General features: G+C 71.9%; 28 protein-coding genes. 12 read left to right on the plus strand and 16 right to left on the minus strand.

All coding sequences use genetic code 11. From position 1 onward, the window contains the following. Positions 1-5: 5 nt before the first annotated feature. The gene (locus tag AMYTH_RS0129275) at positions 6-320 is read right to left on the minus strand and encodes an ArsR/SmtB family transcription factor (RefSeq protein ID WP_027933238.1); all 315 of its coding nucleotides are present in this window, start codon (positions 318-320) and stop codon (positions 6-8) included. A 58-nt stretch (positions 321-378) separates the two neighbouring features. Here AMYTH_RS0129275 and AMYTH_RS50000 point away from each other — a divergent pair, with 58 nt between their 5' ends. The 6 genes from AMYTH_RS50000 to AMYTH_RS45895 all read left to right on the plus strand — a co-directional run bounded on the left by AMYTH_RS50000 (position 379) and on the right by AMYTH_RS45895 (position 6219). Further along, positions 379-1023: an MFS transporter gene (locus tag AMYTH_RS50000; RefSeq protein ID WP_209440796.1), complete on the plus strand. Its 645-nt coding sequence runs from the start codon at positions 379-381 to the stop codon at positions 1021-1023. After that, the gene (locus AMYTH_RS50005) at positions 924-1730 is read left to right on the plus strand and encodes an MFS transporter (RefSeq protein ID WP_209440797.1); all 807 of its coding nucleotides are present in this window, start codon (positions 924-926) and stop codon (positions 1728-1730) included. Before AMYTH_RS50000 ends, AMYTH_RS50005 begins: the two co-directional genes overlap by 100 nt. A 46-nt stretch (positions 1731-1776) precedes the next feature. Then, entirely contained in the window at positions 1777-2226 is a 450-nt protein-coding gene (locus tag AMYTH_RS0129285; RefSeq protein ID WP_027933239.1) for a MarR family winged helix-turn-helix transcriptional regulator, read from the plus strand. Beyond that, on the plus strand, positions 2223-3440 hold the full coding sequence (locus tag AMYTH_RS0129290) for an MFS transporter (protein ID WP_027933240.1): 1218 nt from the start codon (positions 2223-2225) through the stop codon (positions 3438-3440). The genes AMYTH_RS0129285 and AMYTH_RS0129290 overlap by 4 nt, the downstream gene beginning before the upstream one ends. 86 nt (positions 3441-3526) lie before the next feature. Further along, the gene (locus AMYTH_RS0129295) at positions 3527-5575 is read left to right on the plus strand and encodes a PhoX family protein (RefSeq protein ID WP_027933241.1); all 2049 of its coding nucleotides are present in this window, start codon (positions 3527-3529) and stop codon (positions 5573-5575) included. A 56-nt stretch (positions 5576-5631) separates the two neighbouring features. Further along, entirely contained in the window at positions 5632-6219 is a 588-nt protein-coding gene (locus tag AMYTH_RS45895) for an SMI1/KNR4 family protein (RefSeq protein ID WP_051362850.1), read from the plus strand. A 4-nt stretch (positions 6220-6223) separates the two neighbouring features. On the opposite strand, the gene AMYTH_RS0129305 is transcribed toward AMYTH_RS45895, so the two are convergent. Both AMYTH_RS0129305 and AMYTH_RS0129310 read right to left on the minus strand, forming a co-directional pair. Beyond that, positions 6224-7537, minus strand: coding sequence for an MFS transporter (locus AMYTH_RS0129305; RefSeq protein ID WP_027933242.1), 1314 nt, complete (start codon positions 7535-7537; stop codon positions 6224-6226). Positions 7538-7569: 32 nt separating this feature from the next. Continuing rightward, positions 7570-8607, minus strand: coding sequence for a BUD32 family EKC/KEOPS complex subunit (locus tag AMYTH_RS0129310; RefSeq protein WP_037322758.1), 1038 nt, complete (start codon positions 8605-8607; stop codon positions 7570-7572). 13 nt (positions 8608-8620) lie between these two features. On the opposite strand from AMYTH_RS0129310, the gene AMYTH_RS0129315 reads away from it, so the two are divergent. Beyond that, complete coding sequence (locus AMYTH_RS0129315; RefSeq protein ID WP_027933244.1) at positions 8621-9304, plus strand: SDR family oxidoreductase; 684 nt, start codon at positions 8621-8623, stop codon at positions 9302-9304. Here the strand turns inward: AMYTH_RS0129315 and AMYTH_RS0129320 are convergent. The 4 genes from AMYTH_RS0129320 to AMYTH_RS0129335 all read right to left on the minus strand — a co-directional run bounded on the left by AMYTH_RS0129320 (position 9301) and on the right by AMYTH_RS0129335 (position 12160). Further along, positions 9301-9723 carry a hypothetical protein gene (locus AMYTH_RS0129320; RefSeq protein WP_027933245.1) on the minus strand — a complete coding sequence of 141 codons (423 nt, stop codon included), beginning with the start codon at positions 9721-9723 and terminating at the stop codon, positions 9301-9303. The two genes, AMYTH_RS0129315 and AMYTH_RS0129320, sit on opposite strands and share 4 nt — an antisense overlap. After that, entirely contained in the window at positions 9720-10988 is a 1269-nt protein-coding gene (locus AMYTH_RS0129325; protein WP_027933246.1) for a putative T7SS-secreted protein, read from the minus strand. The genes AMYTH_RS0129320 and AMYTH_RS0129325 overlap by 4 nt, the downstream gene beginning before the upstream one ends. After that, positions 10985-11206 (minus strand): hypothetical protein, encoded by a 222-nt coding sequence (locus AMYTH_RS0129330; RefSeq protein WP_027933247.1) that lies wholly within the window; start codon positions 11204-11206, stop codon positions 10985-10987. The genes AMYTH_RS0129325 and AMYTH_RS0129330 overlap by 4 nt, the downstream gene beginning before the upstream one ends. 150 nt (positions 11207-11356) lie before the next feature. Continuing rightward, positions 11357-12160, minus strand: a complete 804-nt coding sequence (locus AMYTH_RS0129335; RefSeq protein WP_228685012.1) for a TetR/AcrR family transcriptional regulator — start codon at positions 12158-12160, stop codon at positions 11357-11359. Here AMYTH_RS0129335 and AMYTH_RS0129340 point away from each other — a divergent pair. Continuing rightward, the gene (locus AMYTH_RS0129340) at positions 12089-12634 is read left to right on the plus strand and encodes a Rossmann-fold NAD(P)-binding domain-containing protein (RefSeq protein WP_228685014.1); all 546 of its coding nucleotides are present in this window, start codon (positions 12089-12091) and stop codon (positions 12632-12634) included. The genes AMYTH_RS0129335 and AMYTH_RS0129340 overlap by 72 nt on opposite strands. Before the next feature lie 218 nt (positions 12635-12852). On the opposite strand, the gene AMYTH_RS0129345 is transcribed toward AMYTH_RS0129340, so the two are convergent. Together AMYTH_RS0129345 and AMYTH_RS0129350 are read right to left on the minus strand one after the other, a co-directional pair. Further along, complete coding sequence (locus AMYTH_RS0129345) at positions 12853-14157, minus strand: amidohydrolase family protein (protein WP_027933249.1); 1305 nt, start codon at positions 14155-14157, stop codon at positions 12853-12855. A 9-nt stretch (positions 14158-14166) separates the two neighbouring features. Then, the gene (locus AMYTH_RS0129350; protein ID WP_027933250.1) at positions 14167-14997 is read right to left on the minus strand and encodes a helix-turn-helix transcriptional regulator; all 831 of its coding nucleotides are present in this window, start codon (positions 14995-14997) and stop codon (positions 14167-14169) included. 101 nt (positions 14998-15098) lie between these two features. Here AMYTH_RS0129350 and AMYTH_RS0129355 point away from each other — a divergent pair, with 101 nt between their 5' ends. After that, positions 15099-15839, plus strand: coding sequence for an SDR family NAD(P)-dependent oxidoreductase (locus tag AMYTH_RS0129355; RefSeq protein WP_027933251.1), 741 nt, complete (start codon positions 15099-15101; stop codon positions 15837-15839). A gap of 1 nt (position 15840) precedes the next feature. On the opposite strand, the gene AMYTH_RS0129360 is transcribed toward AMYTH_RS0129355, so the two are convergent. The 3 genes from AMYTH_RS0129360 to AMYTH_RS0129370 are packed head-to-tail and all read right to left on the minus strand — an operon-like array spanning position 15841 to position 18706. Then, positions 15841-16320, minus strand: a complete 480-nt coding sequence (locus tag AMYTH_RS0129360) for a hypothetical protein (RefSeq protein WP_027933252.1) — start codon at positions 16318-16320, stop codon at positions 15841-15843. A 26-nt stretch (positions 16321-16346) separates the two neighbouring features. Further along, complete coding sequence (locus tag AMYTH_RS0129365; protein WP_027933253.1) at positions 16347-16997, minus strand: response regulator; 651 nt, start codon at positions 16995-16997, stop codon at positions 16347-16349. Beyond that, on the minus strand, positions 16994-18706 hold the full coding sequence (locus tag AMYTH_RS0129370) for a sensor histidine kinase (RefSeq protein WP_027933254.1): 1713 nt from the start codon (positions 18704-18706) through the stop codon (positions 16994-16996). The genes AMYTH_RS0129365 and AMYTH_RS0129370 overlap by 4 nt, the downstream gene beginning before the upstream one ends. A 133-nt stretch (positions 18707-18839) precedes the next feature. Here AMYTH_RS0129370 and AMYTH_RS0129375 point away from each other — a divergent pair, with 133 nt between their 5' ends. Both AMYTH_RS0129375 and AMYTH_RS0129380 read left to right on the plus strand, forming a co-directional pair. Beyond that, complete coding sequence (locus AMYTH_RS0129375) at positions 18840-19532, plus strand: ABC transporter ATP-binding protein (RefSeq protein WP_027933255.1); 693 nt, start codon at positions 18840-18842, stop codon at positions 19530-19532. Further along, complete coding sequence (locus AMYTH_RS0129380) at positions 19529-21745, plus strand: FtsX-like permease family protein (protein ID WP_027933256.1); 2217 nt, start codon at positions 19529-19531, stop codon at positions 21743-21745. Before AMYTH_RS0129375 ends, AMYTH_RS0129380 begins: the two co-directional genes overlap by 4 nt. Positions 21746-21785: 40 nt before the next feature. Here AMYTH_RS0129380 and trmB read toward each other — a convergent pair whose 3' ends face one another. From trmB to AMYTH_RS0129400, 4 genes are all read right to left on the minus strand, one after another. Beyond that, complete coding sequence (gene trmB, locus AMYTH_RS0129385) at positions 21786-22484, minus strand: tRNA (guanosine(46)-N7)-methyltransferase TrmB (RefSeq protein ID WP_027933257.1); 699 nt, start codon at positions 22482-22484, stop codon at positions 21786-21788. 182 nt (positions 22485-22666) lie between these two features. Then, positions 22667-23230: a hypothetical protein gene (locus tag AMYTH_RS0129390; RefSeq protein ID WP_037322761.1), complete on the minus strand. Its 564-nt coding sequence runs from the start codon at positions 23228-23230 to the stop codon at positions 22667-22669. A gap of 272 nt (positions 23231-23502) precedes the next feature. Next, entirely contained in the window at positions 23503-24276 is a 774-nt protein-coding gene (locus AMYTH_RS0129395; RefSeq protein ID WP_027933259.1) for an ABC transporter permease, read from the minus strand. A gap of 16 nt (positions 24277-24292) precedes the next feature. Continuing rightward, positions 24293-25225 (minus strand): ABC transporter ATP-binding protein, encoded by a 933-nt coding sequence (locus tag AMYTH_RS0129400; protein ID WP_027933260.1) that lies wholly within the window; start codon positions 25223-25225, stop codon positions 24293-24295. Between the two features lie 219 nt (positions 25226-25444). Here AMYTH_RS0129400 and AMYTH_RS0129405 point away from each other — a divergent pair, with 219 nt between their 5' ends. Next, complete coding sequence (locus AMYTH_RS0129405) at positions 25445-26353, plus strand: SDR family NAD(P)-dependent oxidoreductase (RefSeq protein ID WP_027933261.1); 909 nt, start codon at positions 25445-25447, stop codon at positions 26351-26353. The last annotated feature ends 120 nt before the right edge of the window (positions 26354-26473 follow it).

The following is a 26473-nucleotide window of genomic DNA, read 5'->3' on the forward strand; positions in this document are numbered from 1 at the left end:
CGTACCTACTCGTCCGCCGCGAGGCGCAGGATCGGGTCGAGCAGGCCGGGGAAGCGTTCGCCCAGGTCGTCGCGGCGGACCCGGATCCGCCGGTGCCTGCCGTCCACCGTCATGGTGATCACCCCCGCCTCCCGCAGGATCCGCCAGTGGTTGGTCAGGGTGGACATCGGCACGTCCAGGCCGTCCGCCAGCACGGCGCAGGTCGACCCCGGGCTGCCGGAGGCGCGCCGCACCAGTTCGAGCCGCACCGGGTCGCCGAGCGCGTGCAGGACCGGTGCGAGTGTCAGCGACTCGCGTTCGGGGTGGGGTAGCGATCGCATGCGGCGAGGGTAGCAAATAGTTCGACACTTCGGGATTGTCGAACTATTGTCCGTCCACATGACGAAGATCGGAACGCGCGCCGGGAGCCGGGCGGCGCTGCTCACGCTGACCTGCCTCGGCCAGTTCATGGTGCTGCTCGACAGCACCATCGTCGGCGCGGCGCTGCCCGACATGCAGGAGCGTTTGCACGTCGGGATCAGCGGGCTGCAGTGGATCGTCGACGCCTACGTGCTGCTGGTCGCCATGCTGTTGCTGTCCGGCGGGGTGTTCGCCGACCGGTTCGGCCGCAAGCGCGTGTTCCTCGCCGGGGTGGCGGTGTTCACGGCCGCGTCCGTGGTGTGTGCCGTCGCGCCGTCGATCGGCTGGCTGATCGCCGGGCGGGTGGTGCAGGGCATCGGCGCGGCGGCGTTGAGCCCCGCCGCGCTGGCCCTGCTCAGCGCCGCGTACCCGGTTCCGGCCGAGCGGGTCAGGGCGATCGGGCTGTGGGCCGGGCTCAGCGGGATCGGGCTGGCGGCCGGGCCGCTGGCGGGCGGTGTCCTGGTCGAGGCCTTCGCCTGGCCGTCGATCTTCCTGGTGAACCTGCCCGTCGGTGTGGCCCTGCTGTGGCCGGCCTTCGTGTCCTGGGCGAGTCGCGCAACCCGGACGCGCCCGCGATCGACGTCCCGGGCACGGTGTTGTCGGTGGTGGGCGTTGGTGCGCTGACCTACGGCCTGATCGAGGGTGGGTCGCGCGGCTGGACCTCGCCGGTGATCCTGGGCAGTTTCGCCGTGGCGGTGGTGGTGCTCGCCGGGTTCGTCGCCGTGGAGGCTCGCCGCGCGGCGCCGGTGCTGCCGTTGCGGCTGTTCCGGGAGCGGTTGTTCACGGTGTCGAACACGGCCATGGTCGTGGTGGGTTTCGCGTTGATGGGCTCGTCGTTCTTCTTCTCGCAGTTCTTCGTGCAGGTCCAGGGCAGCTCGATCCTCGTCGCCGGGTTGCGGACGCTGCCCGCGTCGCTCGGCATGGTGGTGGTGAGCCCGTTCGCGGGCAGGCTCGCGGCGCGGCACGGGTTCCGAATCGTAGTCACCAGTGGCCTGGTGCTGGCCGGGGTGGGCCTGCTGGTGCTCGGGTTCGTGGACGCGGACACCGGCTACGGCAACGTGTGGTGGCGGCTCGCGGTGGTCGGCGTCGGGTTCGCGCTGGCGATGTCGCCGCTGACCGGGGCCGCGATCCACGCGGTCAGCCCGCGGGAGGGCGGGCTGGCGTCCGGGATCAGCAGCACGACCAGGCAGATCGGGGCGGTGCTCGGTGTGGCGGTGCTGGGCGCGGTCGTGCAGACCGGGGTCGGCCTCGGCAGCGCGTTCGTGGTGGCCGGGGCGGTCACGCTGGCCGTCGCCGCGCTGACCGGGCTGTGGTTGACCAAGTCGCTGTGAGCCGAACAACTTAGACAACCTAAGCAATAAAGCTTAGGATAGCTAAGTGAATCCAGGAGTAGCAGAGCTCGCGCACGAGCTGCGCCCGCTGGTCTTCCGCCTCTACTACGTGGTCCGGCGGCTGACCCCGCAGCACCAGCTCACCCTGACCCAGGGATCGGTGCTCAGCGAGCTGGTCCACGGCGGCCCGCGGCGGATGAGCGTCCTCGCCGAGCTGGAGGGCGTGCGGCAGCCGTCGATGACGGACCTGGTCCGCAGGCTGGAGCGGCTCGGTCTGGTGAGCAGGCGTCCCGATCCGGACGACCGGCGCGCGGTGCTCATCGCGGCGACCGAGTCGGGCACGCGGTACGTGACCGACCTGATCACGGCCCGCGAGGAGTTCCTGCGCGAGCGTCTGGCCGCCCTGGATCCGGCCGACCGCGACGCGATCGACGCGGCGCTGCCGGCCTTGCGGAGGCTCATCGATCCGGTCAAGAAGGAGGAACTGCTCGCATGAGCAGTCACAGTCACGGGAGCCTGCTGGACGCGCTGAAGAACCAGCCGAAGCAGGTGTGGATCACGGCGTTCGCCGCGGTCATCGCGTTCATGGGGATCGGCCTGGTGGACCCGATCCTGCTGTCCATCGCCGAGGGGCTGCACGCCACGCCGTCGCAGGTGACCCTGCTGTTCTCGTCCTACCTGGGCGTCCAGGTGATCGCGATGCTGGTCACCGGCGCGGCGAGCGCGAAGTTCGGTCCGAAGCGGACGGTCCTCACCGGGCTGGCGCTGATCGTGGTCGCGACCGCGCTGTGCGCCGCGGCCGGGTCGATCGAACAGCTCGTCGCGCTGCGCGCGGTGTGGGGTCTCGGCAACGCGTTCTTCATCGCCACCGCGCTGTCGGTGATCGTCGGCGCCGCGACCGGCGGGCAGGCCGGGGCGATCCTGCTCTACGAGGCCGCGCTCGGCGTCGGTCTCGCGGTCGGTCCGCTGCTCGGCGCCCTCCTCGGCAGCATCTCCTGGCGCGGGCCGTTCGTCGGCACCGCCGTGCTGATGGCCGCCGCCCTGGTGCTGTGCTCGATCTTCCTGGCGAGCGACAAGCACGAGAAGCGGGCCCCGATCCGGCTGCTCGACCCGCTGCGCGCGCTGAAGCACGCCGGGCTGCTGCGCACCTCGATCGGCTCGGCGTTCTACACCGCCGCGTTCTTCACCGTCCTGGCGTGGACGCCGTTCGTGCTGGACTGGAGCGCCGTCGCGGTCGGGCTGATCTTCTGCGGCTGGGGACTGTGCGTCGCGGTCGCCGGGGTGGTGCTCGCGCCGAAACTGGCGGCCCGGCTCGGTGAGCGGCACGCGACCGTGGTGTCCGTGCTCGGCTACGCGGTGCTGATGGTGGTGCTCGTGGTGCCGAGCAAGCCGGTGATCGTGGTCGGCGTGATCGTGTCCGGGCTGGTCTCCGGCCTGCTGAACACCCTGTTCACCGGCACCGCGATGTCGATCAGCGGCGCGCCCCGGCCGGTGGCGAGCGCGGGCTACAACTTCTGCCGCTGGCTCGGCGGCGCCGTGGCCGCCACCCTCGTGGGGCACGTCGCCGAATGGCTCGGGTCGGAGCACGCCCCATTCGTCATCGCCGCGATCCTGTGCGTGCTGGCCGGCGGGCTACTCGCGGTCCGGACGAACAGCGCGGATCCGCACCGCGTGCCGCGTGAGGCAGCTCTCGTCGGGGAAGAGCTTTGACTGCCGTTCACCTGTAGTTTGAGGACACCTGGCCTCTGTCGCTTAACGTCACCAGCGTTTCCCCTGACTGAGTGACTGGAGACCAGGTGTCCTTCACCCCCGGGCGGCTGCTGCCCCTCCTTACCCACACGAGCGGCCGGTCCGCCACCACGTGCATCTACCGTTGCGGCAACCAGTGCGCTCACGAAGCGCCCAACGAGTCGTCGAACGAGTACTTCGGTGACGTCGTCAAGGGCATGTCGCGTCGCGGCGTGTTCAAGGCCGGCGCGGTCATGGCCGCCGCTGCCGGCGGGTTCGCCGCCCTGAACGCGGGCGCCACCGCCTCCGCCGCGGTCCCGCCCGCGCTGGCGGGCGAGCGCCCCGGCCGCCCCGCGCCCGGCACGGACTTCACCCCGGTCGCGCCGAACAAGGCCGACGCGGTCGTCATCCCGGACGGCTGGGAGCAGAACGTCGTGATCCGCTGGGGCGACCCGGTCGTCACCGGCGCGCCGGAGTTCGACATCGCCAAGCAGACCGCGGCCGCGCAGGCGAAGCAGTTCGGCTACAACAACGACTTCGTCGGTCTCATCCCGCAGGACCGCCAGGGCAAGCGCTTCCTGATGGTCGTGAACCACGAGTACACGACCGAGACGCAGATGTTCCCGGCGGGCCAGTACGACCCGGCGAACCCGACCGAGGAGCAGGTCAAGATCGGCTGGGCCGCGCACGGCCTGTCCGTCGTGCTCGTGGAGAAGCAGCGCGACGGTGGCCTCGAGGTCGTGCCGAGCCGCTACGGGCGACGCATCACGTTGGACACCACCTTCGAGGTGCGCGGCCCGGCCGCCGGCTCGAAGTACCTGAAGACCTCCGCCGACCCGACTGGCACCAAGGTGCGCGGCACCCAGAACAACTGCGCCGGCGGCGTGACGCCGTGGGGCACGGTCCTGTCCGGCGAGGAGAACTTCCACCAGTACTTCGCCAACTCGGACAAGATCACCGACCCGGTCGTGCAGGCGCGGCTGACCCGCTACGGCATCGGCAAGGGCACCACGACCCGCAAGTGGGAGCGCTTCGACAAGCGCTGGGACGTGCCGCAGGAGCCCAACGAGGTCAACCGGTTCGGCTGGGTCGTCGAGATCGACCCCAACGACCCGGACTCGACGCCGATCAAGCACACCGCGCTGGGCCGCTTCAAGCACGAGGCCGCCAACGTCAAGATCACCAAGGACGGCCGGGTCGCCGTCTACTCCGGTGACGACGAGCGCTTCGAGTACATCTACAAGTTCGTGTCGAAGGGCAAGTACAAGCCGGGCACCAGCGCCCACGCCCGCCGCCACAACTCGGCGCTGCTCGACGAGGGCACCCTGTACGTCGGCAAGTTCACCGGCGACAGCCCGGCGAGCCAGATCGACGGCACCGGCAAGCTCCCGTCCGACGGCGAGTTCGATGGTCGCGGCGAGTGGATCCCGCTGGCCAGCGGTGACAAGTCCTTCGTGGACGGCTTCACCGCCGAGGAGGTCTACGTCTTCACGCGCCAGGCCGCGGACAAGGCGGGCGCGACCAAGATGGACCGTCCCGAGGACATCGAGCCGAACCCGGTCAACGGCCGCATCTACGCCGCGCTGACCAACAACAGCGACCGCGGCGCGGCGGGCAAGGCCGGCGTCGACGAGGCGAACCCGCGCGTCGGCAACAAGAACGGCCACGTGCTGGAGTGGGAGGAGGACCGCGGCGACGCGGCCTCGACGAAGTTCTCCTGGCGCCTGCTGCTGGTCTGCGGTGACCCGGCCACGGCCGACACCTACTTCGGCGGTTTCCCGAAGGACCAGGTCAGCCCGATCTCCTGCCCGGACAACGTGGCGTTCGACCCCTACGGCAACCTGTGGATCTCCACCGACGGCAACGCGCTGGGCATGAACGACGGCCTGTTCGCGGTGCCGGTCGACGGCCCGAACCGCGGCCAGGTCAAGCAGTTCCTCACGGTGCCGATCGGCGCGGAGACCTGTGGCCCCAACGTGACGAGCGACTTCGTCACGGTCGCGGTGCAGCACCCCGGTGAGGGCGGCACGGTGACAAACCCGCAGTCGCACTGGCCGGACGGCGGGACGAACCTGCCCCGCCCCGCCGTCGTCTCGGTGTGGCGCAAGCGCCGCTGACCGCCGGCTGAAGAAGCCCCGGGGAACGTGCTTTCCCGGGGCTTCGTCGTACCGGCGTGAACGAGACGTTGCAACGGCTGATCGACGTACTGCCGCCGCCGCTCGCCCGGCCCGAGCCGCCGCCCTGGGACCGCGCCGTCGAGGAGATCGGCTTCCAGTTCCCGTCCGACTACCGGGCCTTCGTCGATCGCTACGGCGGGGGCGCGATCAACGAGGAACTGCATGTCAGTTGCCCGACCGAATTTCCGTACGAACCAGGGGTGTCTCCAGGCTTCGCCGGCTACCTCGAGGCGATGGACCTGGGCGTCGGCGACGCGTACCGCAGCATGCGCGACAGCTTCCCGGAGGACTACCCCTACCCGATCTTCCCGGAGCCGGGCGGGCTGCTGCAATGGGGCGTGACAGGTGGTGGTGACGACCTGTTCTGGCTCACCGACGACGAGGATCCGGACCGTTGGCCCGTCGTCATCTGGTGGCGCAACCTCGACCCGCGCTGGGAGTCCTTCCCCGGCGGAACCGTCGAGTTCCTGCTCGCCGTCGCCGAGCGGCGCCATGAGTACACCGAACACCTGCTCTGGGGTACGACCGGTATGCGGTGGCACCTCGAAGGCGACTGGAAGGTGCGGTACCCGTACTCGGGCTGAACCCTCACGCCCGGTCCGGCTTGGGCCGGGCACCCAGCGCGAGGGCGACGCAGGCGCCGGCGACCATGCAGGCGCCGACCACCCACAGGCCGGTCCGCTGCGACCCGGTCAGGTCGCGCAGCCATCCCGTCACGTACGGCGCGGCGAAGCCGGAGATGTTGCCCAGCGAGTTGATCAGCGCGATGCCGCCGGCGGCCGCCGCGCCGGAGAGGAACGTCGAGGGCAACGCCCAGAACGTCGGCAGCGCCGCGCACACCCCGACGGCGCAGACCGTCACCGCGACCATCGCCGCATACGGGTTGCCCAGGTAGAGCGCCACCGGGATCGCCACGCCGCCGACGATCATCGGCAGCGCGACGTGCCACTTCCGCTCCCGGGTGCGGTCGCCGTGCCGTGCCCAGAAGACCATCACCACCGCGCCGATGACGTACGGGACCGCCGTGACCAGCCCGGCCTGCACCGTGGACAGCTTCGTGCCGAACTCCTGCCCGAACCCGGCGATGATCGTCGGCAGGAAGAACCCCAGCGCGTACAGGCCGTAGGCGATCGCGAAGTACACGAACGCCAGGCCGAGGATGCGCGGGTGGGTCAGCGCCTTGCGCAGCGGCCAGTGGTGCTCGGCCTCGGTCGCCTTGCGCTCGTTGTCCAGTTCGGTGGTCAGCCAGCGGCGCTCGTCCTCGGTGAGCCACTTCGCCTGCTCCGGGCGGTTGGTCAGGTAGAACCAGGTCGCGAACGCGAGCAGGATCGCCGGGATGCCCTCGACGAGGAACATGAACCGCCACCCGGACAGCCCGAACACCCCGTGCCCGTGCGCGATCAGCAGGCTGGACACCGTCGCCCCGATGGCCGACGACACCGGCACGGCCGCCATGAACAGGGCGACGGCCTTGGCCCGTTGCGCCGCCGGGAACCAGTACGTCAGGTACAGGATGATCCCGGGGAAGAAGCCCGCCTCGGCGACGCCGAGCAGGAACCGCATGATCACCAGCGTCGTGGCGTTGGGCACGAACGCCAGCACCGTCGCGATGATCCCCCAGGTGATCATGATCCGGGCCAGCCACCGGCGCGCGCCGAACCGGTGCAGCGCGAGGTTGCTGGGCACCTCGAGCGTGAGGTAGCCGAGGAAGAAGATCCCGGAGGCGAACCCGAACGCGGTCGCGGTCAGGCCGAGTTCGGTGTTCATCCCGTTCGGCCCCGCGAAGCCGATGTTGACGCGGTCCAGGTAGTTCACGAAGTACAGCAGGGCCAGGAAGGGCATGATCCGCAGCGCGACCTTGCCCAGCACGCGGTCACCCTCGGCGATCGTCCTCGTCGACATCCTCGCATTGCATGCCACGTTCGAGTGGTTCGTCAAGATCTGCCCAGAACACGTTCGATCTCGTTGCGCGGGTACGGCGTCATCCGGCTCGCGGTGTGCACGCGGAAGTAGAAGTCGTTGACGAGCGCGGCGACCGGCGCGTGCCGCCGGACGACGTCCGCCGCCGCGGGCGGAAGTGCGGGGAGGTCGCCGGTGCGGATGGCCGTGTTGCGCGACGGGACATCGGCGATGCCGCCGAGCTCGCGCACGATCCAGTTCACCAGGTGGGTGAGCACGTAGCTCCGGTCGTGTGTCGCGTGGTCGGCGAGGAACCGCCGCTCGGCGGCGGTGACGTCGAACCGGGACGCGGACGCCAGCCCGAAGTCGGTGAGGTAGAGCCGTTCGCCGTCGGTGAGGGTGTTGCCGAAGTGCGCGTCGAAGTGCCACAACCCGAGCCGGCTCAGCGACCGGGCGATGGCCGTCAGGTCCCGCTCGGCCATCCCGCACGCGCCCTCGTGCATCCAGCCGCGCAGGTTGTGCGGCACGTGCTCGAGGAACAGCACCAGGTCGGCCGGCGCCGTGGCGAGCGCCTCCAGCCGCCGCCGCACGCCCGGGTGGCCGTGCCAGAACGCGACCTGCTCCGCCCGCTCGGCCGCGGTCGGCACCGGGCGCGGCCCGGCGTCGAGGACGCGCCAGTGGTGCAGCAGCAGGAAGTTCTCGCCGCCGGCGGCGAGCACGTCGTCGCTGGTCAGCACGTGCGCGGCCAGCTCGCGCCAGGCGCCGCCGCCCGCCGAGCCGACCCCGTAGTGCGACCAGACCGGCAGGCCGAAGTGGTCGGCGGTCGAGCGCGGCCGCGCCAGCTCGACCTCGGTGACCGGCACCCGCTTCACGAAGACCGGCGCCCCGCCGACGTCGGCGAGCCAGGTGGTGCCCCCGATGCCCGCGCCGAGCGGGCGGGCGGACTCCAAAAACGCCGTCAGCCGCGGGTCGCTGAGCTGCGCCAACGCGGCGGAAACCCGCGCGTGGCGCGCCCGGCGGGCGGGGAGGGACTGCGGCAACGGGATCTCCTCCAGCGGGCCGGGATCAACCACCTAACGTAGGGGCATGCCGGAAAGTCCCCTCGCCCTCGTCACCGGTGCCTCCCGCGGGATCGGTGCCGCCGTTGCCCGCGCCCTCGCGCCCGCGTACCGCGTGCTGCTCGGCGGCCGCGACGTCGACGCGCTCGCCGAACAGGCCGCCGAGTCGGCGGACGCCGAGCCGTGGCCGGTAGACCTGAGCGACCTCGACGGCGTGCGCGCGGCGGTCGCCGGCATCGACCGGCTGGACGTGCTCGTCCACTCGGCAGGCACCGCCGAGCTGGGCACCGTCGAGCAGGCCGCGCCCTCGGCGTGGCGGAAGAACTTCGAGGTCAACGTCGTCGCCGTGGCGGAGCTGACCCGGCTGCTGCTGCCCGCGCTGCGTGCCGCGCACGGGCACGTCGTGATCATCAACTCCGGCCAGGGCCTGTCCGCCCGCGCCGGATGGGGCCCCTACGCGGCGAGCAAGCACGCGGTGCGCGCGTTCGCCGACGCGCTGCGCGCCGAGGAGCCCGGCATCCGCGTCACCTCGGTCTACCCGGGCCGGACCGACACCGAGATGCAGCAGGCGATCATCGCGGGCGAGGGCAGGGAGTACGCCCCGGACCAGTACCTCCGGCCGGACTCGGTCGCCGCGGCGGTGCTGTCCGCGGTCACCGCCAGCCCGGACGCGCACATCTCCGACGTGAGCATCCGGCCCCGCCCGCACTAGACGTCGGGGCCGAGCGAGCCGACGAACTCGCGGAAGTCGCCGGCCAGCGCGTCGAACTCCCCGCGCGTGCAGGTCAGCACGGCGCGGACGACGGCGCGCTGTCCCGCCCCCTCGCCCATCGCGAGGTGGACCTCGCTGCGCACGAACGTCTCGTCGCCGGCCGTGAACCGCAGTTCCTGCACGAACCCGCCGTCGCCGATCTCGTCACCGCTGAGCACGGTCACCTCGTCGGCCGTCTCGCGCAGGTCCCTCGCGGATTCGGCGGCGACCTCGCGCAGGGGCGTCGCGATCGGCCACGTCCCGCCGGTCAGCATGATCCCGGCGGTGGGCGACCGCACCGCGGCGAAGGCGGCGTCCCGCGACGGCACCGGTTCCCAGCCGTCGGGCAGTCCGAAGTGGACCGGAACGGGCAGTGTCATCCGAACAACCCCTTGACCGACTTGCCGACGTCGACGACGTCTTCGCCTAAGTCCTTGATGCCTTCGCCTGCGGCCTCGATTCCGTCGCCGACCGCGTTCGCGGCCGACTTCGCGGTCTCCGCGACCTTGTGCCCGTCGACCTGCAGGTCGAACCCGACCTCGCCGCCGATCCCGAGTGCCGCCCCGGCGTTGCCCTTGATGTGGAACTTGCCGTCCTCACCCTTGCCGACGGTGAACCCGGCCTCGGCGCCGAGACCGGCCCAGCCCTCCGCGGTCGCGCCCGCCCCGACGCCGCCGACGTCGACGGCGCCGCGCACACTGCCACGCGCACCGGCGAACACGCCGGCCTTCGCCTCGACCGCCTCCTTGGTGGCCTTGAACCCGGCGCGGCCGCGGACGCCGAACATGCCTTCGGCCTTGCCGTCGAGACCGAGGACGCCGTAGTCGAGGCGGCCGGTCGCGGTGCTCTTGACGCCGTCGATGGTCTCGGCTTCCAGGATGAGGCCCTTGTTGTTCAGCGCCGCCTGGAGGTTGGTCTCGATGCCGACCATCGTCTCGACCTTGCCGGTGAGGGTCAGGTCGCCCTTCTGGAGCTTGCCCTCGGCGACCTGGTGCAGCAGGTAGGCGTAGTAGCGGTAGCGGCCCAGCTTGCCGTGCTCCGGCGGGATGAACTTGTTGCCGTACTCCCACGTCTTGATCGACGAGCTGCCACTGGCGTCCCACCCGCTGGTGATCGCGTCGACGAGACCGCCGATCGCACTGCCTGCCGCGGCCTCGATCGTGCCGATGACACGCGCGGCGTCCACGGCTTCGCGTTCCAGCTGGTCACGGGCCCGGTCGAGCACTTCCCGCGCCTGCTGCTGGAGCTGCTCCCCCTGCCGCACCGCTTCTTCCGCGGCATCCTCGGCGGCCTGCCCGGCTGCGTGCTCGAGAGCGCGGCGGCCGTCGTTCCACAGCTCGATCGCCTCCCGGGCCTGCTCCTGCGCCCAGCGCAGCGTGTCGGCGTAGCGGCTCAGGCCGCCCGCGGCGGCCGCCAGGCTGTCGGCCGCCTTCAACCACTGCGGTGGCAGCCGGTCGACCAGTTCGCCGAAGGCGTCGGAGGCCGCGCCCTGCCAGCCCGGCACGCCGAAGCCGGCCAGCCCGGAGCCGACGCCCTCGAACTGCTTCGCCTGGTCGAGCAGGGTGCGGACGTGCTCGACGATCGTGTCCGGAGAGCCGGGGACGAGCGCGCGCGGATCGTCGGTGGAGCCGAGCTCCGCGCTCACCGCCCGGCCCGGCGGATGGCGGCCTCGTTGTCGAGCTCGGTGCCCTGGAACAGCGTGGCCGTGTCCCGCAGCGCGGTGCCCGTCAGACCGACCCGCTCCTGAAGCAATCGCGCGGCGACGCGCGCCAGGCCGGTGAACTCGCCGAGCGTGCTCGCCAGACCGGGATCGCCGTAGACGTCCGCCGTCGCCACGATCCCGGCGAGCGGCGAGTGGTCCAATTTGGTCAGTATGTCGCCCAAGTGACATGCGGCTTTGTTCAGCTCATCCGGCTCGGCGTCAAGAACTCCCCACACGTGCTCCGATGTAAGCCAGCGGGCGGGAACGGGCGGTGAACGAGCGTGTGAGCGGGGGTGAACCGGCCGATAAGATCAAGATCGCGCGATTCCGTTATGCAACGTTTCGACCACGGTGTCCATGATGCCGTGCCGGGGCACGCCGGACAGCTCGCCCTCGGTGTGCCCGGTGTACACCAGCGCCCACAACACCCGTTGGATCCACTGTGGAGTGAGCCTGGGGTCGAACACGCCCTCCGCCTGCCCGCGTTCGATGAGGGCGATCACCGGATCGTCCGGCGGCGTGCCGCCGTCCGGGCCGTGCTCGGCCAGCACCCGCGGGTCGCCGAACAGGAAGACCAGCCGGTCCCCGACCGCCACCATCGCGGCGACCAGCCTGCGCATGGCGTCCAGCGCCGGCCCCTGGTCGATCGCCGCGTCGGCGACGGAGGCCTCGATGGCGGCGATCGAGTCCTCGACGGCGGCCTTGATCAGGGTCGCGCGGTCCGGGAAGTAGCGGTGCAGGGTGGTCCGCCCGACCCCGGCCGCGTTGGCGATCTCGGCGAGTTTCGCCTGGTAGTCGCGACCGAGGAGGGTCGCGGCGGCGCTGAGGATGGCGCTGCGGGTCCGGTCGCGGGCGCGTCGGAGGTGCGGGCGCTCACCACCGATCCGGTGCGGGCCGCGCTGCCGCCCGAGGTGGAGGTCGTCGAGGGCTACCTCGGCCGCGTCGAGACGCTGCCCCGCGCGTTGGAGGGCGTGGACCGGATGTACCTGGCACCGCTGACCCGGACGGTGCGGGAGGTGACCGAGCTGGCCAGGGAGGCCGGCGTGGCGCGGATCGTCGACCTCGCCGGGCCGGCTGGCAGCTGGTGGTACGACGTCGAGAAGGCGGTCGAGCACTCCGGCATCCCGTGGACGCACCTGGAGGCAGGCGAGTTCATGACGAACACGACGATCTGGGCGGACCAGATCCGGAGCCGCGGCGAGGTGCGCGAGGCGTACCCACGGGCAGCGAACGCGCCGATCGCGCTGGAGGACATCGCGGCCGTCGCGGCGAAGGCCCTGCTGGAGGACGGCCACGAAGGCGCGGCGTACGGGCTGACCGGGCCGGAGACGCTCACCCGCGCAGAGCTGGTGGCGCAGATCGGAAAGGCGCTGGGGCGGGAGATCCCGCTGGTGGAGGTATCCCACGCGGACGCACTGGCCGACCTGACGGAGACGATGGGCGCGGACGCGGCCGCCTGGTACCTGGACGGTTGCGCCGAGATGGCGGAGCACCCGCAGCCGGTTTCGCCGACGGTGTCACGGGTGCTGGGTCGCCCGGGCACGACGTTCGCCGAGTGGGCGGCCGCGCACGCGTCGTTGTTCCGCTAGACACGCAAGCGGGTGGCGGCGCCGAGGTTGCGGAGTATCCGCAGCCGATCTCGCCCGCGGCAGCTCGGGCGTCCGGGCACGGCCTTCGCCGAGTGGGCGGCCGCGCACATCTCGTTGTCGTGAAGCCCCCACGGGGCGGCCTTGCCGCGGTCGCGAACGCCGCGCCGCCCGGGCATGAGGTTCGCCGAGTGGGCGGCCGCGCACGTCTCGCTGTTTCACTAGGCGCGCAAGCGCGCGGCGGCATCACGCGCGGCGGACTGGACCTTGCCGCGGTCGACGCGCACCGGTTCGCGGTCGGACACGACCTGTTCGCCGGCCACCCAGACGTCCCGGACCTGCCGGGACCCCGCGGCCCACACCAGGTTCGAGATCACCTGCTCGTCCGGCTCGTCCAGCCCCGTCGCGAACGCCGGGCCGTCCGGGTCGACGTGCACGAAGTCGGCCCAGTGGCCGGGCTCCAGCGCGCCGATGTCGGTCCGGCTCAGCGCGTCCGCACCGCCGCGGGTGGCCAGCAGCAGCGCGTCCTTCGCCCGCAACGCGGTCGAGTCCTGTGTGGACAGCCGGGCGAGCATCGCGGAGAGCTGGACCTCCTCCCACAGGTCGAGGTCGTCGTTGCTGGCCGGGCCGTCCGTGCCGAGTCCGACCGCGACCGCCGCCGCCCGCAGGTCGGTCAGCCGCGCGATGCCCGACGCCAGCTTCGCGTTCGACCCCGGGCAGTGCGCCACCCCGGTGCCGCGCGCCGCGAACAACGCGATGTCCTGATCGGACAGGTGGACGGCGTGCGCGGCGAGCACCCGGCCGCCCAGCATGCCGACCTCCTCCAGCAGCTGCGGCACCGAGCCGAACTCCGCGCGCTGCCGGGCGTCCTCGTCCGCCGCCTCGGCGACGTGGATCTGCACCAGCGCACCCCGCGCCGCGGCCGATTCGGTGACCTGCCGCAGCGCCTCGACCGGCAGCATGTACGCCGAGTGCGGCGCGTAGGACAGCTCGATCCGCTCCCCGGGTCCGAAGCGCAGGCCGTCGGCGTCGATCCAGCGGTCCGCCACCTCGATCATGCGCCGCCAGTCGACGCCGGGCAGGTCGATGATCGGACCGCCGAGCACGGCCCGCGCGCCGGTCTCCAGCACCGCCTCGGCCATCTGCTCGGCGAAGAAGTACATCTCCGCGCTGGTGGTGACACCGTGCCGGAGCATCTCGACCGAGCCGAGCAGCATCCCGGCACGCACGTCGTCCGCGCGCAGCTTCGCCTCGGCGGGCCAGATGATCTCGTTGAGCCAGCGCAGCAACGGCAGGTCGCCGCCCATGCCGCGAAGCAGGGTCATCGGGCTGTGCGCGTGCGCGTTGATCAGGCCGGGCAGCAGGATCCCGGTCAGCTCGGTGACCGGCAGATCGCCGGGCGCCTCGCCGGCGGGGCCGCAGAACGTGATGCGCCCGTCGTCGCCGACGTCGACCACGCCGTCCCGGATGACCGAGCAGGCCGGATCGCAGGGCAGGACGACGGGGGCGCGGAAGCGTTGCGGCATCCTGGGATTCTAGGTCTCCCGCCGGGCCGTGGCGGCCAGCGACCCGAGCAGCGCGAGGGCCTCGGCGCTCGGCGAACCCGGTTCGGCGTGATAGACGACGAGCTCCTGGCCCGGGCTGGACCGGACGTCGAAGGTCTGCATGGTCAGGGTCAGCGGACCGACCTCGCGGTGCACGAACTCCTTGCGCTCCAGGCTCTTGCCGCGCGCGTCGTGAGCGGTCCACAGCTCGGCGAACTCCGGGCTGGCCGCGAGGAGTTCGGCGAGGACCTGCCGGACCCGCGGGTCGTCCGGGTTCTTGCCGTAGCCGAGCCGGAACCCGGCGACCGAGTTGCGCGCCACCTCGTGCCAGTCCCGGTAGAAGGTGCGCGCGGCGGGGTCGGTGAACACGACGTGCATCAGGTTGCGCGAGTGCGCCCAGTCGTGGAACAGCGCATCGGCGATCGCGTTGGAGGCGAGCACGTCGTAGGCGAGGTTGTAGACGATGGCGGGGTTGTCCGGCCATGCGCTCATCAGCTGCAGCAGGCTCGGGTCGACCCGGGCGGGCACCGCGGTGAGCCGGGTGCGCGGGCTGAGCCCGGCGAGGCGGAACAGGTGCTGGCGGCCGTCCTCGCCGAGGCGGAGCGCGGCGGCCAGGGCGTCGACCACCTGTGCCGACGGGGTGCGCTCGCGGCCCTGCTCCAGGCGGACGTAGTAGTCCACGCTGACGCCCGCCAGCAGCGCCACTTCCTCGCGGCGCAGGCCGGGCACGCGGCGCTGGCCGGTGCTGGGGAGGTTGACCTCGTCCGGGCGCACCTGGGACCGCCGCGAGCTGAGGAAGTCGCCGAGTTCGGACCGTGGCATGCCGTGATCGTAGGTCGGCGGCGGCGGTGTTACCTGGGTGCAGCGCTCCCAGGAAGACCGTGCCCTGCCGCGGTCCGGCAGGCCGGGCCACCGTCGGTGCCATGAGCAAACTGGATCTCACCGGACGGGTCGCCGTCGTCACCGGCGCGGCGCGCGGCATCGGCCGGGCGTGCGCCGAGTTGCTGCGCTCGCGGGGCGCGCGCCTCGTCGTCACCGATCTGCGGGAGTCCGTGCACGAGCTGGCCGCCGACGACGTGGCGGTGCTGACCGGCGACGTCGCGGACGAAGAACTGGCCCGCGCCACGATGCGGCTTGCGGTCGAGCGGTTCGGGCGGCTGGACGTGCTGGTGAACAACGCAGGCCGGACGCTGAACAAGCCGGTGACCGAGACGAGTGTCGAGGACTTCGAGGCGATCCTGCGGGTCAACGCGCGCGGGAACTTCGTGCAGGCGCGGGAGGCGTTCCGCGTGATGGCGGCCGCGGGTGGCGGGTCCATCGTGTCGATCGCGTCGGTGTCGTCGGTGGTGGCGTTCGAGACGCAGACCGCCTACGCCGCGTCGAAGGGCGCGCTGGCGCAGATGACGCGGGTGCTGGCCATCGAAGGCGGGCCGGTGGGGATCCGCTCGAACGCCGTCCTGCCGGGCGTCGTCGACACGGACATCATGGAGGGGGTGGTCGACAACGGCCGCGAAATGCTCGCCTCGTTCGGCCCCGCCCACCCGATCGGCCGCATCGGCAAGGCCGACGAGGTCGCCGAAGCGGTGGCGTTCCTGTCCTCCGACGCGGCGAGCTTCATCACCGGAGCGTTGCTCCCGGTCGACGGCGGCTGGACGGCGCAGTGACTCAGCGCGGCAGGAGTGGTTCGAGGCTGATGGCCAGGTCTTGAGCCGCGGCGCAGGCTTCCGCCTGCAAGTCGGCGGAGAGCAGCACGACGGTCGTCGCGGCCTGGGCGTGCCCGGGGACGTCGAGCACGACCTCGCACGTCCCGGGGCCGGTGAACTGGCCGATCAGCGCCTTGCGGCCGTTGACGTCGAGCGGCGCCGCCCCTTCCGGTTCCCCCTGCTCCTGCTCCAGGGTGACGCTCACGGTGCCGTAACCCGGTTTTGAGGCGCCGCACTCGTCCCGCACGCCGATCGGTCTGCCCGGCGTGAACCCTTGCCCGGCGAGCAGCTGGTCGAGGACGGCGCAGGCGGTCAGCGGCTCCAGCGGGTCCGCGGTCGGTGCCGCCGTGGTCGGCGTCGGCCGGTCACTGTGGGGTGTCGAGCAGGCCGCGAGACCGGCCGCCGCGACGGCCGCGGCTACCAGCGCCGCCCTGCGCTCCATGAACCGAAAGCCTGCACCCTGCGCGGCTAGTCCACCAGTCCGCTGCGCCACGCCCAGGCCGCGACCTCGACGCGGTTCCGCGCGCCGACCTTGCCCTGCACCGCGGCCAGGTGCGTCTTCACCGTCGACAGGGACATGTACAGCTCGGCGCCGATCTCCGTGTTCGTCAGGCCGCGGGCCGCCGCCTTGACCACGTCCAGCTCGCGCGCCGTCAGCGGCTCCTTCGGCGGCTCCACGGACCGCCGCGCGGACGCGCCCTCGAAGTGCTTCAGCAGCCGCACCGTCACCTGCGGCGACACCAGCGCGTCGCCGCGGTGGGCGGCTCGGATCGCCTCGATCAGCAGCGCCGGGCCGGCGTCCTTGAGCAGGAAGCCGCTCGCGCCGTTGCGCAGCGCAGTGTGCACGTACTCGTCCAGGTCGAAGGTTGTCACCACCACGACCTTCAGCGGGTCGGCGACGTCCGGCCCGGCCAGCTGGCGCGTCACCTCCAGCCCGTCCAGCCCGGGCATCCGGATGTCCAGCAGGCACACGTCCGGCCGCAGCTCACGCGCCTTCGTCACCGCCGCGACACCGTCCTCGACGTCGGCGACCACCTCGATGTCGTCCTGGGCGTCGAGGATCATCCGGAACCCCATGCGCACCATGCTCTGGTCGTCGGCGATCAGTACGCGAATCAAGCCTTTTCCTCCACCGGCAACCACGCCTCCACCACCCAGCCCCCGTCCGGCGCCGGGCCCGCGGCGAGCCGGCCGTGCAGCAGCTCGACCCGCTCGCGCATCCCGACCAGACCGTATCCCCCGGAACCTCCGGCCGGACGCGTCACCACCTGGTGGCCGTCGTCGGCCACCCGGATGTGCAGTTCGCCGTCCCGGACCTCGGCCAGCACGCATGCCCGCGTCGCGCCCGCCGCGTGCTTGCCGATGTTCGTCAGCGACTCCTGCACCAGGCGCAGCGCCGAGCGCGCCACCTCCTGCGGCAGGTCCGCGGGCACCCGCACGTCGGCTTCTGTGGGAACGCCGTGGTGCCCGGACTCCACGAGCCGCCGCAGGTCCGCGTCCAGGTCCATGGTGGCCTGGTCGGTGACCGCCTCCCCGCCCGCGCGCATGCTGCCGACCAGCCGGCGCATCGCGGTCATCGCCTCGGTGCCCGCGGCCTCGATGCGTTCGATGACCTCCAGCGCGACCTTCGGGTTCTGGTCGGCGATCACCTTCGCCGCCTGCGCCTGCACGATGATCCCGGTGACGTGGTGGGCCACCAGGTCGTGCAGTTCCCGCGCCAGCGCCATGCGCTCGGAGTTCTGCGCGTCGGCGACCGCGGCCTCGACCACCTTGCGCCGCTCGGAGTCGCGGGCCCGGAAGTACAGCCCGGCGGCCACCGCGATCCCGAGCACGAGCACCGCGGCGATCACCAGGTCGCGCAGGTCCGACATGTTCGCCCGGCCCCGGCCGCTGACCACCGTGGTGAGCGTGGTGAACGCGACCGCGGCCGACATCAGCGCGATCGCGCCCCACGCCCGCTTCGGCTCCACCGACCGGACCAGCAGGACCACGACGATGATCCCGGCGACGATCTCGGTGAACGGCAGGGCGCCGTAGCCGAGCAGGTACTGCCGCGGCGCGATCCACAGCGCCGCCGAGGTGGCGAAGATGATCCCGGCGAGCAGCAGGCCGGCGCGCAGTGGGCGGCGGGTCGCGTAGACGGCCGTCGCGGCAGCGGCGAGCGAGCAGGTCAGCGCGGGCAGTGCCCGGATGTTGCTGTCCAGCAGCTGGTACAGCTCCAGGAAGACGGGCAGGCTGAGCGCGCCGATCAGCGGCCACTGCTCGCGCACCAGGTCGCGCACCGCGCTCTCCTTGCGCGGCGCCTGCCCGCGCCGGAACTGCAGCCCGGCGAGCACCACGGCGACCAGCAGCACCAGGCCGAGCAGCATCGTCTCGCTCAACCCGCGGCTGCCCGAGCCGTTGCGGTAGGCGGTGGCGAACAGGGTGGCGAGCACCAGCGTGCCGGTGCCGACGATGGACTCCGCCCACCGCACCCGCCGCACGCAGAAGAACACCAGCTCCAGCCCGGCGACGGTCTCGCTCAGTGACACGTTGCTCAACAGCGTCGTGTAGGCCGCCGCGTCGGTCGCCCGGATCAGGAAGGTCGACGCGAACAACGTCGCGGCGCCCGCGAACACGGCCACCGCGGGCCGGGTCCGCGCCCACAGCGCGCACGCGCCCAGCGCGATCATCCCGGGCAGCAGCAGGAGATCCCGGCCCCGCGGTCCCAGCGAGTCCACACTGGCCGGCAGCACCACCGCGAGATCGCACAGGAAGGCGGCGAGCAGCAGGACGCCTTCGAGACCCAGCCATCGCCAGGCCGAGGTCACGCGATCGGAGAACGGCACAACGGAACGGTAGAGGATCCGCGCGTCCCCGCACCTTGGCCGCCCGGCCACCCCGTATCGGCCGATCGGCCGATCCGGGCACCACGCCCCACCTGTGAACCTGCTGTGCGGGAACAACGGAAGGGGAAGGTTCATGACTCCACAAGGGAGTGTCGTGTTGTCCGGGCGGGGGCTCGTCAAGCGGTACGGCGAGCAGGTGGCGCTGGCCGGCGTCGACGTCGACGTCCACGCCGGGGAGGCGCTCGCCGTCGTCGGCCCGTCGGGGTCGGGCAAGACGTCGCTGCTGCACGTGCTGGCCGGGATCCTGCGGCCGGACGGCGGCGAGATCCTGCTGGACGGCAGGCGCGTCGACCAGCTGTCCGAGACCAAGCGCAGCGAGCTGCGGCGCACCGAGTTCGGTTTCGTGTTCCAGCAGGGAATGCTCGTGGCCGAGCTGTCCGCGGAGGAGAACGTGGCGCTGCCGATGCTGCTCGGGGGAGCCAAGCGCCGCGAGGCGATCGGCGCGGCGCGGGAGTGGCTGGGCCGCCTCGGGCTGCGGGGCCGGGAGGGGTCCCGCCCCGGTGAGCTGTCCGGTGGCCAGGCGCAGCGGGTCGCGATCGCCCGCGCGCTGACGCACCGGCCGAAGGTGATCTTCGCCGACGAGCCGACCGGCGCGCTGGACACCCGCACCGGCAAGGACACCATGGACGCCCTGCTGGTCGCGGCCTCGGACGCGGGCACGTCGGTGGTCATCGTGACGCACGACGTGGAACTCGCCGCGTCGCTGCCGCGCACGGTGACCATCCGGGACGGCCGTATCGCGGAGCAGGTGGGGGTGCTGCCGTGAGCCCGGTCCAGCTGGCGTTCAAGGTGCTGCGGGCGGACCGGCGGACCAGGACCGCCACCCTGCTCACCGCGGTGGGGGTCGCGGTGGCCACGGGTCTGGTCCTGTTGCTGCTGAGCCTGCCCTTCGCGACGCAGGCCCGCGCCGAGCGCGCGGTCTGGCAGGAGCAGTACGGCTCCCGCGACGGCGGCACACCGACCCTGTCGATCTCGTCGAGCACCGACTACTTCGACGGCAGGCGCATCGACCGCGTGGACGTGGCCCAGCTCGCCGGCGGGGTCGAGTTGCCCGCCGGGGTGCCGAAGTTCCCGGCGCCCGGCGAGGTGCTGGTGTCGCCGGAGCTGTTCCAGGCGATGAACCGGCTGCCCGCCTCGCAGCTGGCCGACCGGTTCCCCGGCAAGGTGGTCGGCACCCTCGGCGAGGACGCCCTGCGGTTCCCGGACCAGCTCGTCGCGCTGGTCGGGCACAGCCCGGAGACGATGCCGGTGAACGCGAACGAGCGGAACGGGTTCGTGCCGCCGTCGGAGGCGCGGGTGGACGCGCTGCTCACGCTGCTGGCCGGGGTCGGGGTCGTGGTGCTGCTGGTGCCGAGCCTGGTGCTGGTGGCCTCCTCGGCGCGGCTCATCGCGGCCCGCCGCGAGCAGCGGCTGGCGGCCCTGCGCCTGGCCGGCGCGACACCGGGACAGGTCGTGGCGATCACCGCGGCCGAGACCGGAATCGCCGCGGTCACCGGCGCGCTGCTCGGCTGGGCGATCAGCCCGCTGCTGTGGTCGCTGGCCCGGCTGGTGCGGTGGGACGGCGGCACGTGGCTCGCCGGTGACTTCCGCGTGCCGATCGGGCTGACGGTGTTCGTGCTGGTCGCCGTGCCTGCCCTGGTGCTGCTGGCCGCCGTGCTCGGGTTGCGGCGGGTGGTGAGCAACCCGGTCGGGGCGGTCGTGCAGCACACGCCGAAGCCGCTGCGCTGGTGGCGCCTGCTCTCGCTGCCGGCGACCGCGTTGTTCTTCTTCTTCGCCATCGAGCAGGGCGACGACGTCAACCTGATCCTGCTCGGGCTCGCGCTGATGATCGCCTCGGCGATGCTGGTCGGGCCGTACGTGACGGCGGTGATCGGCGGGTTCTTCGTGAGCCGCTGGCGCAAGCCGTCCGCGCTGCTGGCCGGGCGGCGGCTGCGTAACGACCCGCGCGGCGCCTACCGCGCCTCGGCCGGGGTCGTGCTCGCCGTGTTCACCGGGTCGATGGCGCTGACGCTGATGCCCAGCTTCGACGCCATGGCCGGTGGCGGCGGGACCTACCGCGACTCGGTGCTGTCGGTGGACACCTCCGGCGAGCGGGCGGGCACGATCGCCGCACAGGCCAACGCGACGCTGGAGCGCTACAACCTGCCCGCCCGCGCGGTGTCGATGCCGGAGGTGACGCTGAAGTCGGTGAACGGCTCCACCTACACCGGCGTGGTCGTCCCGTGCGCCGACGCGGTGCAGCTCTACCGCGTGCAGGCCACCTGCACCGGGCCGGGGATCTACAGCACCCACGACCTGGAGCTCGGCGGCTTCCGGGTGGCAGGCGACTACGACGGCGAAGGCGTGCCGTTCGCCGCGGGCACCGCGGTCAAGCCGATGACGCAGACCGACGACGACGGGTACGCGCCGCTGATCATCGACCCGGCGGTCGTGCCGGCCGGTGTCGTGCCCTCGTACGCGCGGGTCGCCGTCGACACCACCCCGGCCGACCGCGAGCTGGTGCGCACCGCGCTGGTCGGCGCGGCCGGCGGCGAAAGCGTGTACAGCCGGGAGCTGTACCTGGACGGCCAGCGCGACCAGCTGGACGACCTGCGCCGCGTCACCGTCATCGGGGTGACGGTCGCCGCGATCCTGGCCGGGTGCAGCGCGGCGATCGCGACCGCCGGATCGGTGATGGACCGGCGCCGCACGTTCGGGGCGCTGATGGCGGCGGGCACGCCGACCCGGGTGCTGTCCAGGGCGCTGCGGATGGAGGCCGCGCTGCCCGCGCTGGTCGCCACGATCGGGTCCGGGCTGCTGGGAATGATCGCCGGCCTCGGGTTGTTCTCGATCATTCAGGAATCGCAGAACGCCTCGGCGGTGATCAGCCCGTGGCTGGTCGCGCCGGTAGTGCTCGGGTTCGCCGTGGCGGTGCTCGCCGCGTCGGTCTGCACCCCGGCCCTGAACCGGGTGCGCGCGGAACCGCTGGCCGACGAATGAGCTCGTCCGGCCGCCCCTCGTCGGGGGGAGGGGCGGCCGGTCAGCCCACGCGTTCGAAGATCAGGTCCCGGCTGATCCGGCCCTCCTGGTCGGCCCGCTGCTCGAACTTGGTGACGGGCCGCCAGCTCGGCCGCGGCGCCCAGTCGTCGAAGCGGTTGCGCAGCGCGGGCTCGGCCGAGCACACCTCGAGCATCTGCTCGGCGTAGTGCTCCCAGTCGGTGGCCATGTGCAGGATCCCGCCCGGCGCGAGCCGCGACGCCACCAGCTTCACGAAGTCGGGCTGCACCAGCCTGCGCTTGTGGTGGCGCTTCTTCGGCCACGGGTCCGGGAAGAAGATCCGCACCCCGGACAGCGAATCCGGCTCGATGTGCTCCTTCAGCGCGATCACCGCGTCGCCGTGCAGCAGGCGGAGGTTCTCCAGGCCGAGCCGCTCGGCGCGCAGCATCAGCTGCCCGAGACCGGCCTCGTACACCTCGACGGCGACGTAGTTGACCTCCGGCTCGGCGGCCGCGAGCTGCGCGGTCGTCTCACCCATGCCGGAGCCGATCTCCAGCAGCACCGGAGCCGGGCGGCCGAACCACCCGGCGAAGTCGATCGGACCGGGCGGCAGGTCGGCCACCCTGCGCCCGATGTCCGCCCACTGGCGTTCCCAGGCACGCTGCTGGCCGACCGTCATCCGGCCGCCACGCTGCACGTAACTGACGACACTCCGCAGGCGCGGCTGCTGCTCGCTCTCCACCCGCCCAAGTTAGCTGCCGTCCATGATGCGGCCTGCGTGGCGGTGCGGGTAGCGGCCCCTCCCGCCAGCCCGCCACCGCCCTCAACGGACACGGTCCGCGCGGCTGTGCCCGTTCAAACCCGCGGGGGTGCCGGCTGCCCGAGTGGTGCAAGCGGCTCCGCCACTTCTCCAGAGGAAAGCCCCTAGCGGACGGCCTCGAACTCCCCCAATCGGGAGCGCAGGCCGCCGACCCCGTGCACGGCGATCGGCGACGGCGTGGTGCCCGTGTGGGCGGGCAACACGTCGATCCACCCGTCGTGGCGGCTGGTGGTCAGGATCGTGGTGGGGATCTTGTGCCCGGAGCGCCCGTTCTCCGACGGCATGAACTCCCAGTACCCGGATTCGCCGTCCGCGGCCCACGGCACGTACTCCCAGCCGGGCCGGCGGGACAGCAGCTGCGCCACCCGGTCCTCGATGCGGAACCCGGTCTCCCGCGAGTCCAGCCTGCCCTCCGCGAGTGCGCGCAGCCACCACGGCGCCGGGATCATCTCGCCCCGGGCGCTCACGGCGCGGAACAACGCGAGAACTTCGCTTTCGGCGGCCCGGTGGATCCACGCGCGCCGGATCTCCGCCGGTCTCGTCGCGGTGGCCACGATCCGGGGCAACTCCACGGCCTGCGACCATTCGAGCGCGTCGAGCGGTTCCAGAGCGGGCGGATGCGCGACGGCGCGCGGGGCGGCGATTTTCCGATCGATATCCACCGTCAAGGGTCACCTCCGTGGAGTCGCCTGACGTGGTGATTCCAGAATGCCTGGTCAGAGGCGGTGCGTCCGCTTCCTGTGAGGCCGACCACAGGTGCTTTACGCGGTATTAACCCAGGGGTCGTAACAGCATCATCCGATTAATCGATTCGACCTTTCCGGAGGTCATCGGATGCACTACAGGCGAAGGCCCGGGCCACCCCCCGAATTCGGTGGCCCGGGCCGTTCTTCTTCCCCGTGCTCCGGTCCCCACCGGAGCGCCTGTGGTGGTCTTCCGATCAGGCGTCGCGCTTGCGAGCCGTGGCGACGGCGATGGCCAGCAGCGCGACGGCGACCGCCGCGAAGTAGGCCAGCGACCAGCCCTGCGACAGCGCGGCCGTGGACATCGGCGCGCCTGCGTCGACGTTGCGGCCCATGTTCGACGCGCCGTCGCCGGTGAGGAACTTGTTGGCGACGTTGAACGGCAGCCACTGGTAGATGTCGTCGCCGACGCTCGGGATGAGCCGGATCAGGTCCTCGACCGCGAGCGCGTAGATCAGCAGCAGCGCGATGGCGCCGGCGCTGTGGCGGAGCAGGATGCCCACGGCCACCGCGATCACCGCGGCGAGCGCGTAGATCGCGCCGACCCCGGCCACGTTGATCCAGTCCGCGCCGGTGTCCAGCGCGAGCGGGGCGTTCGGCTTGAGCAGGAGCGCCAGCGCCCACGAGCCGAACGCGCTCAGCTCGCCGATGACCAGCGCGACCAGCGCGACCACGGTCGTCTTCGCGACCAGCGCGGCGGCCCGGTTGGGCACCGCCTGGAAGGTCGTGCGGATCGTGCCGAAGCGGTACTCGGTGGTGACCGCGAGCGCGGCCAGCACCATGATCACGGCCATGCCGAAGCTGTAGCCGAACTGGGTCGAGGCGACGGTGGCGGTGAACTCGCCCCCGTCGTCCGCGTTGCCGACGACCAGGGCGGAGAACCCGATCGTGGTGGCCAGCGCCACCAGTGCGCACCACCACGGCGAGCGGGTGGTGAACAGTTTCATCCGTTCCACGGCAAGCAAAGTCATGATGTTCGCGTCTCCCCTAGTTCGCCGGCTCGAGAGCGTGCCGGGCCTCGGTCTCCAGACCGGTGTGGTACTCCACGGAATCGCCCGTGATCTGCATGAACGCCTGCTCCAGCGAACCCGTCTGCGGGCTCAGCTCGTGCAGCACGATGCCGTTGCTCGCGGCCAGCTCGCCGATCTTCTCGCTGTCCAAACCGGACACGAGGATGCCGTCGTCGGTGTCGGTGGCGCTGTCGGCGGGCAGCAGCGAGCGCAGCTTCGCCAGCTGCGGGCTGCGCACCTTGACGGTGTTCTCGCTGGCCCTGGCCACGAACTCCTTCGTGGTGCTCTGCGAGATCAGCTTGCCCTTGCCGATGACCACGAGGTTGGAGGCGGTCAGCGCCATCTCCGACAGCAGGTGGCTGGAGACGAAGACGGTGCGGCCCTCGTCGGCGAGGCGGTGCATGAACTTGCGGATCCAGAGGATGCCCTCCGGGTCGAGGCCGTTGACCGGCTCGTCGAACAGCAGCACCTCCGGGTCGCCGAGCAGGGCCGCGGCGATCCCCAGCCGCTGCGACATGCCCAGCGAGAACCCGCCGGCGCGCTTGCCCGCGACGCTGGTCAGGCCGACGATGTCGAGCACCTCTTCGACGCGCCGCGCCGGGATGTGGTTGGACTTCGCCATCCAGGCCAGGTGCGCCCGCGCCGAGCGGTTCGGGTGCACCCACTTGGCGTCGAGCAGCGCGCCGACGGTCCGAAGTGGATTCTTCAGTTCCGTGTAACGTTTCCCGCCGATGGTCACCTGGCCGCTCGTCGGATTGTCCAGGCCCAGGATCATCCGCATGGTGGTCGATTTCCCGGCGCCGTTCGGACCGAGGAAACCGGTCACCTCGCCGGGGGCGACGTCGAATGACAGATCGTTGACGGCGAGCGTTTTTCCGTAGTGTTTGGTGAGGCCTCGTGCCTCTATCATGGTTGCTCCCCTGTGCTGGTCAAAAGCCTGTTGTTCCCCGTGCGGCTCTCATGCTGACCGATCGGGGCACGCGTGCGCGTCATCCTGTGGTTCGAACTTCCCACCCGACTGCGGTAGTAGCCTCCCGCGATTCGCGTGCGCACGGGATCGGTGATGACCCTGAATCGCCCCTGAGCTTCGGGGCCCGGTTTTGTCGGGGTCGGGCGTTATCGTGCCCGCATGACGGCGAAGACGGTGCTGGTGACGGGTGCGACCAGGGGGTGCGGTCGCGCGATCGCGGTGGAGCTCGGTCGCGGCGGCGCGACGGTGTACGTCACCGGGCGTACGTCCCGCGGGTCGTCGTCGCCGATGAAGCGGTCGGAGACGATCGAGGAGACGGCCGAGCTGGTGGACGCGGCGGGCGGGCGTGGCGTGCCGGTGCGGTGCGACTTCACGTCGGTGGCGGACGTGGACGCGCTGCGGGAGCGGGTCGAGGCGGAGTCCGGCGGCCTGGACGTCCTGGTCGACGACGTCTGGGGCGGCGACCCGTTCGTCGACTTCGAGCGGCCGTACTGGGAGTCCAGCCTGGACGACGCGCTGACCCTGGTGCACAACGCGCTGGACACGCACCTGATCGCGCTGCACCGGCTGCTGCCGCTGGTGGTGCGACGCCCCGGCGGTTTCGTGATCGAGGTGACCGACGGCGACGACGACGAGTACGTGGGCGCGGGCATCCCGTACTACCTGGCGAAGTGCGGGGTGCGGGCGCTCGGCAGGGCGCTGGGCGCGGAGCTGGCGGGGCGGGGTTGCGTCGGGCTGTCGGTGACGCCCGGTTTCCTCCGCTCCGAGGCGATGCTGGACCTTTTCGGCGTCGCCGAGCCGAACTGGCGCGACGCGGTGACGGGCGCGGGCGGCCCGGACTTCGCGATCTCGGAGACGCCGTACTACCTGGCGCGCGGGGTGGCCGCGCTGGTGACCGATCCGGACGCGGCCCGCTTCGCCGGCCGCACGATCGCGTCGTGGACCCTCATGCACGAGTACGGGGTCACCGACGTGGACGGCACCCGGCCGGACTGGGGCCGCTGGTACGCCGAGGTCCACAAGGCGGGCCGCAACCCGGCGGAGGTGGACCCGGCCCCCTACCGCTGAAGCCCCTGGAATCCCCCGGAGCCCGACTCGCCGGCGGCGGGTGAGCGGGCGCCGGCACGCCGAGGTCGAGGCGGAGCTCGACCCACCGCCCTGGACGCGCGAACCGGCGGCGCGACCCGG

The organism is Amycolatopsis thermoflava N1165 (assembly GCF_000473265.1).
In the GTDB taxonomy this organism is placed as follows: Bacteria; Actinomycetota; Actinomycetes; order Mycobacteriales; family Pseudonocardiaceae; genus Amycolatopsis_E; species Amycolatopsis_E thermoflava.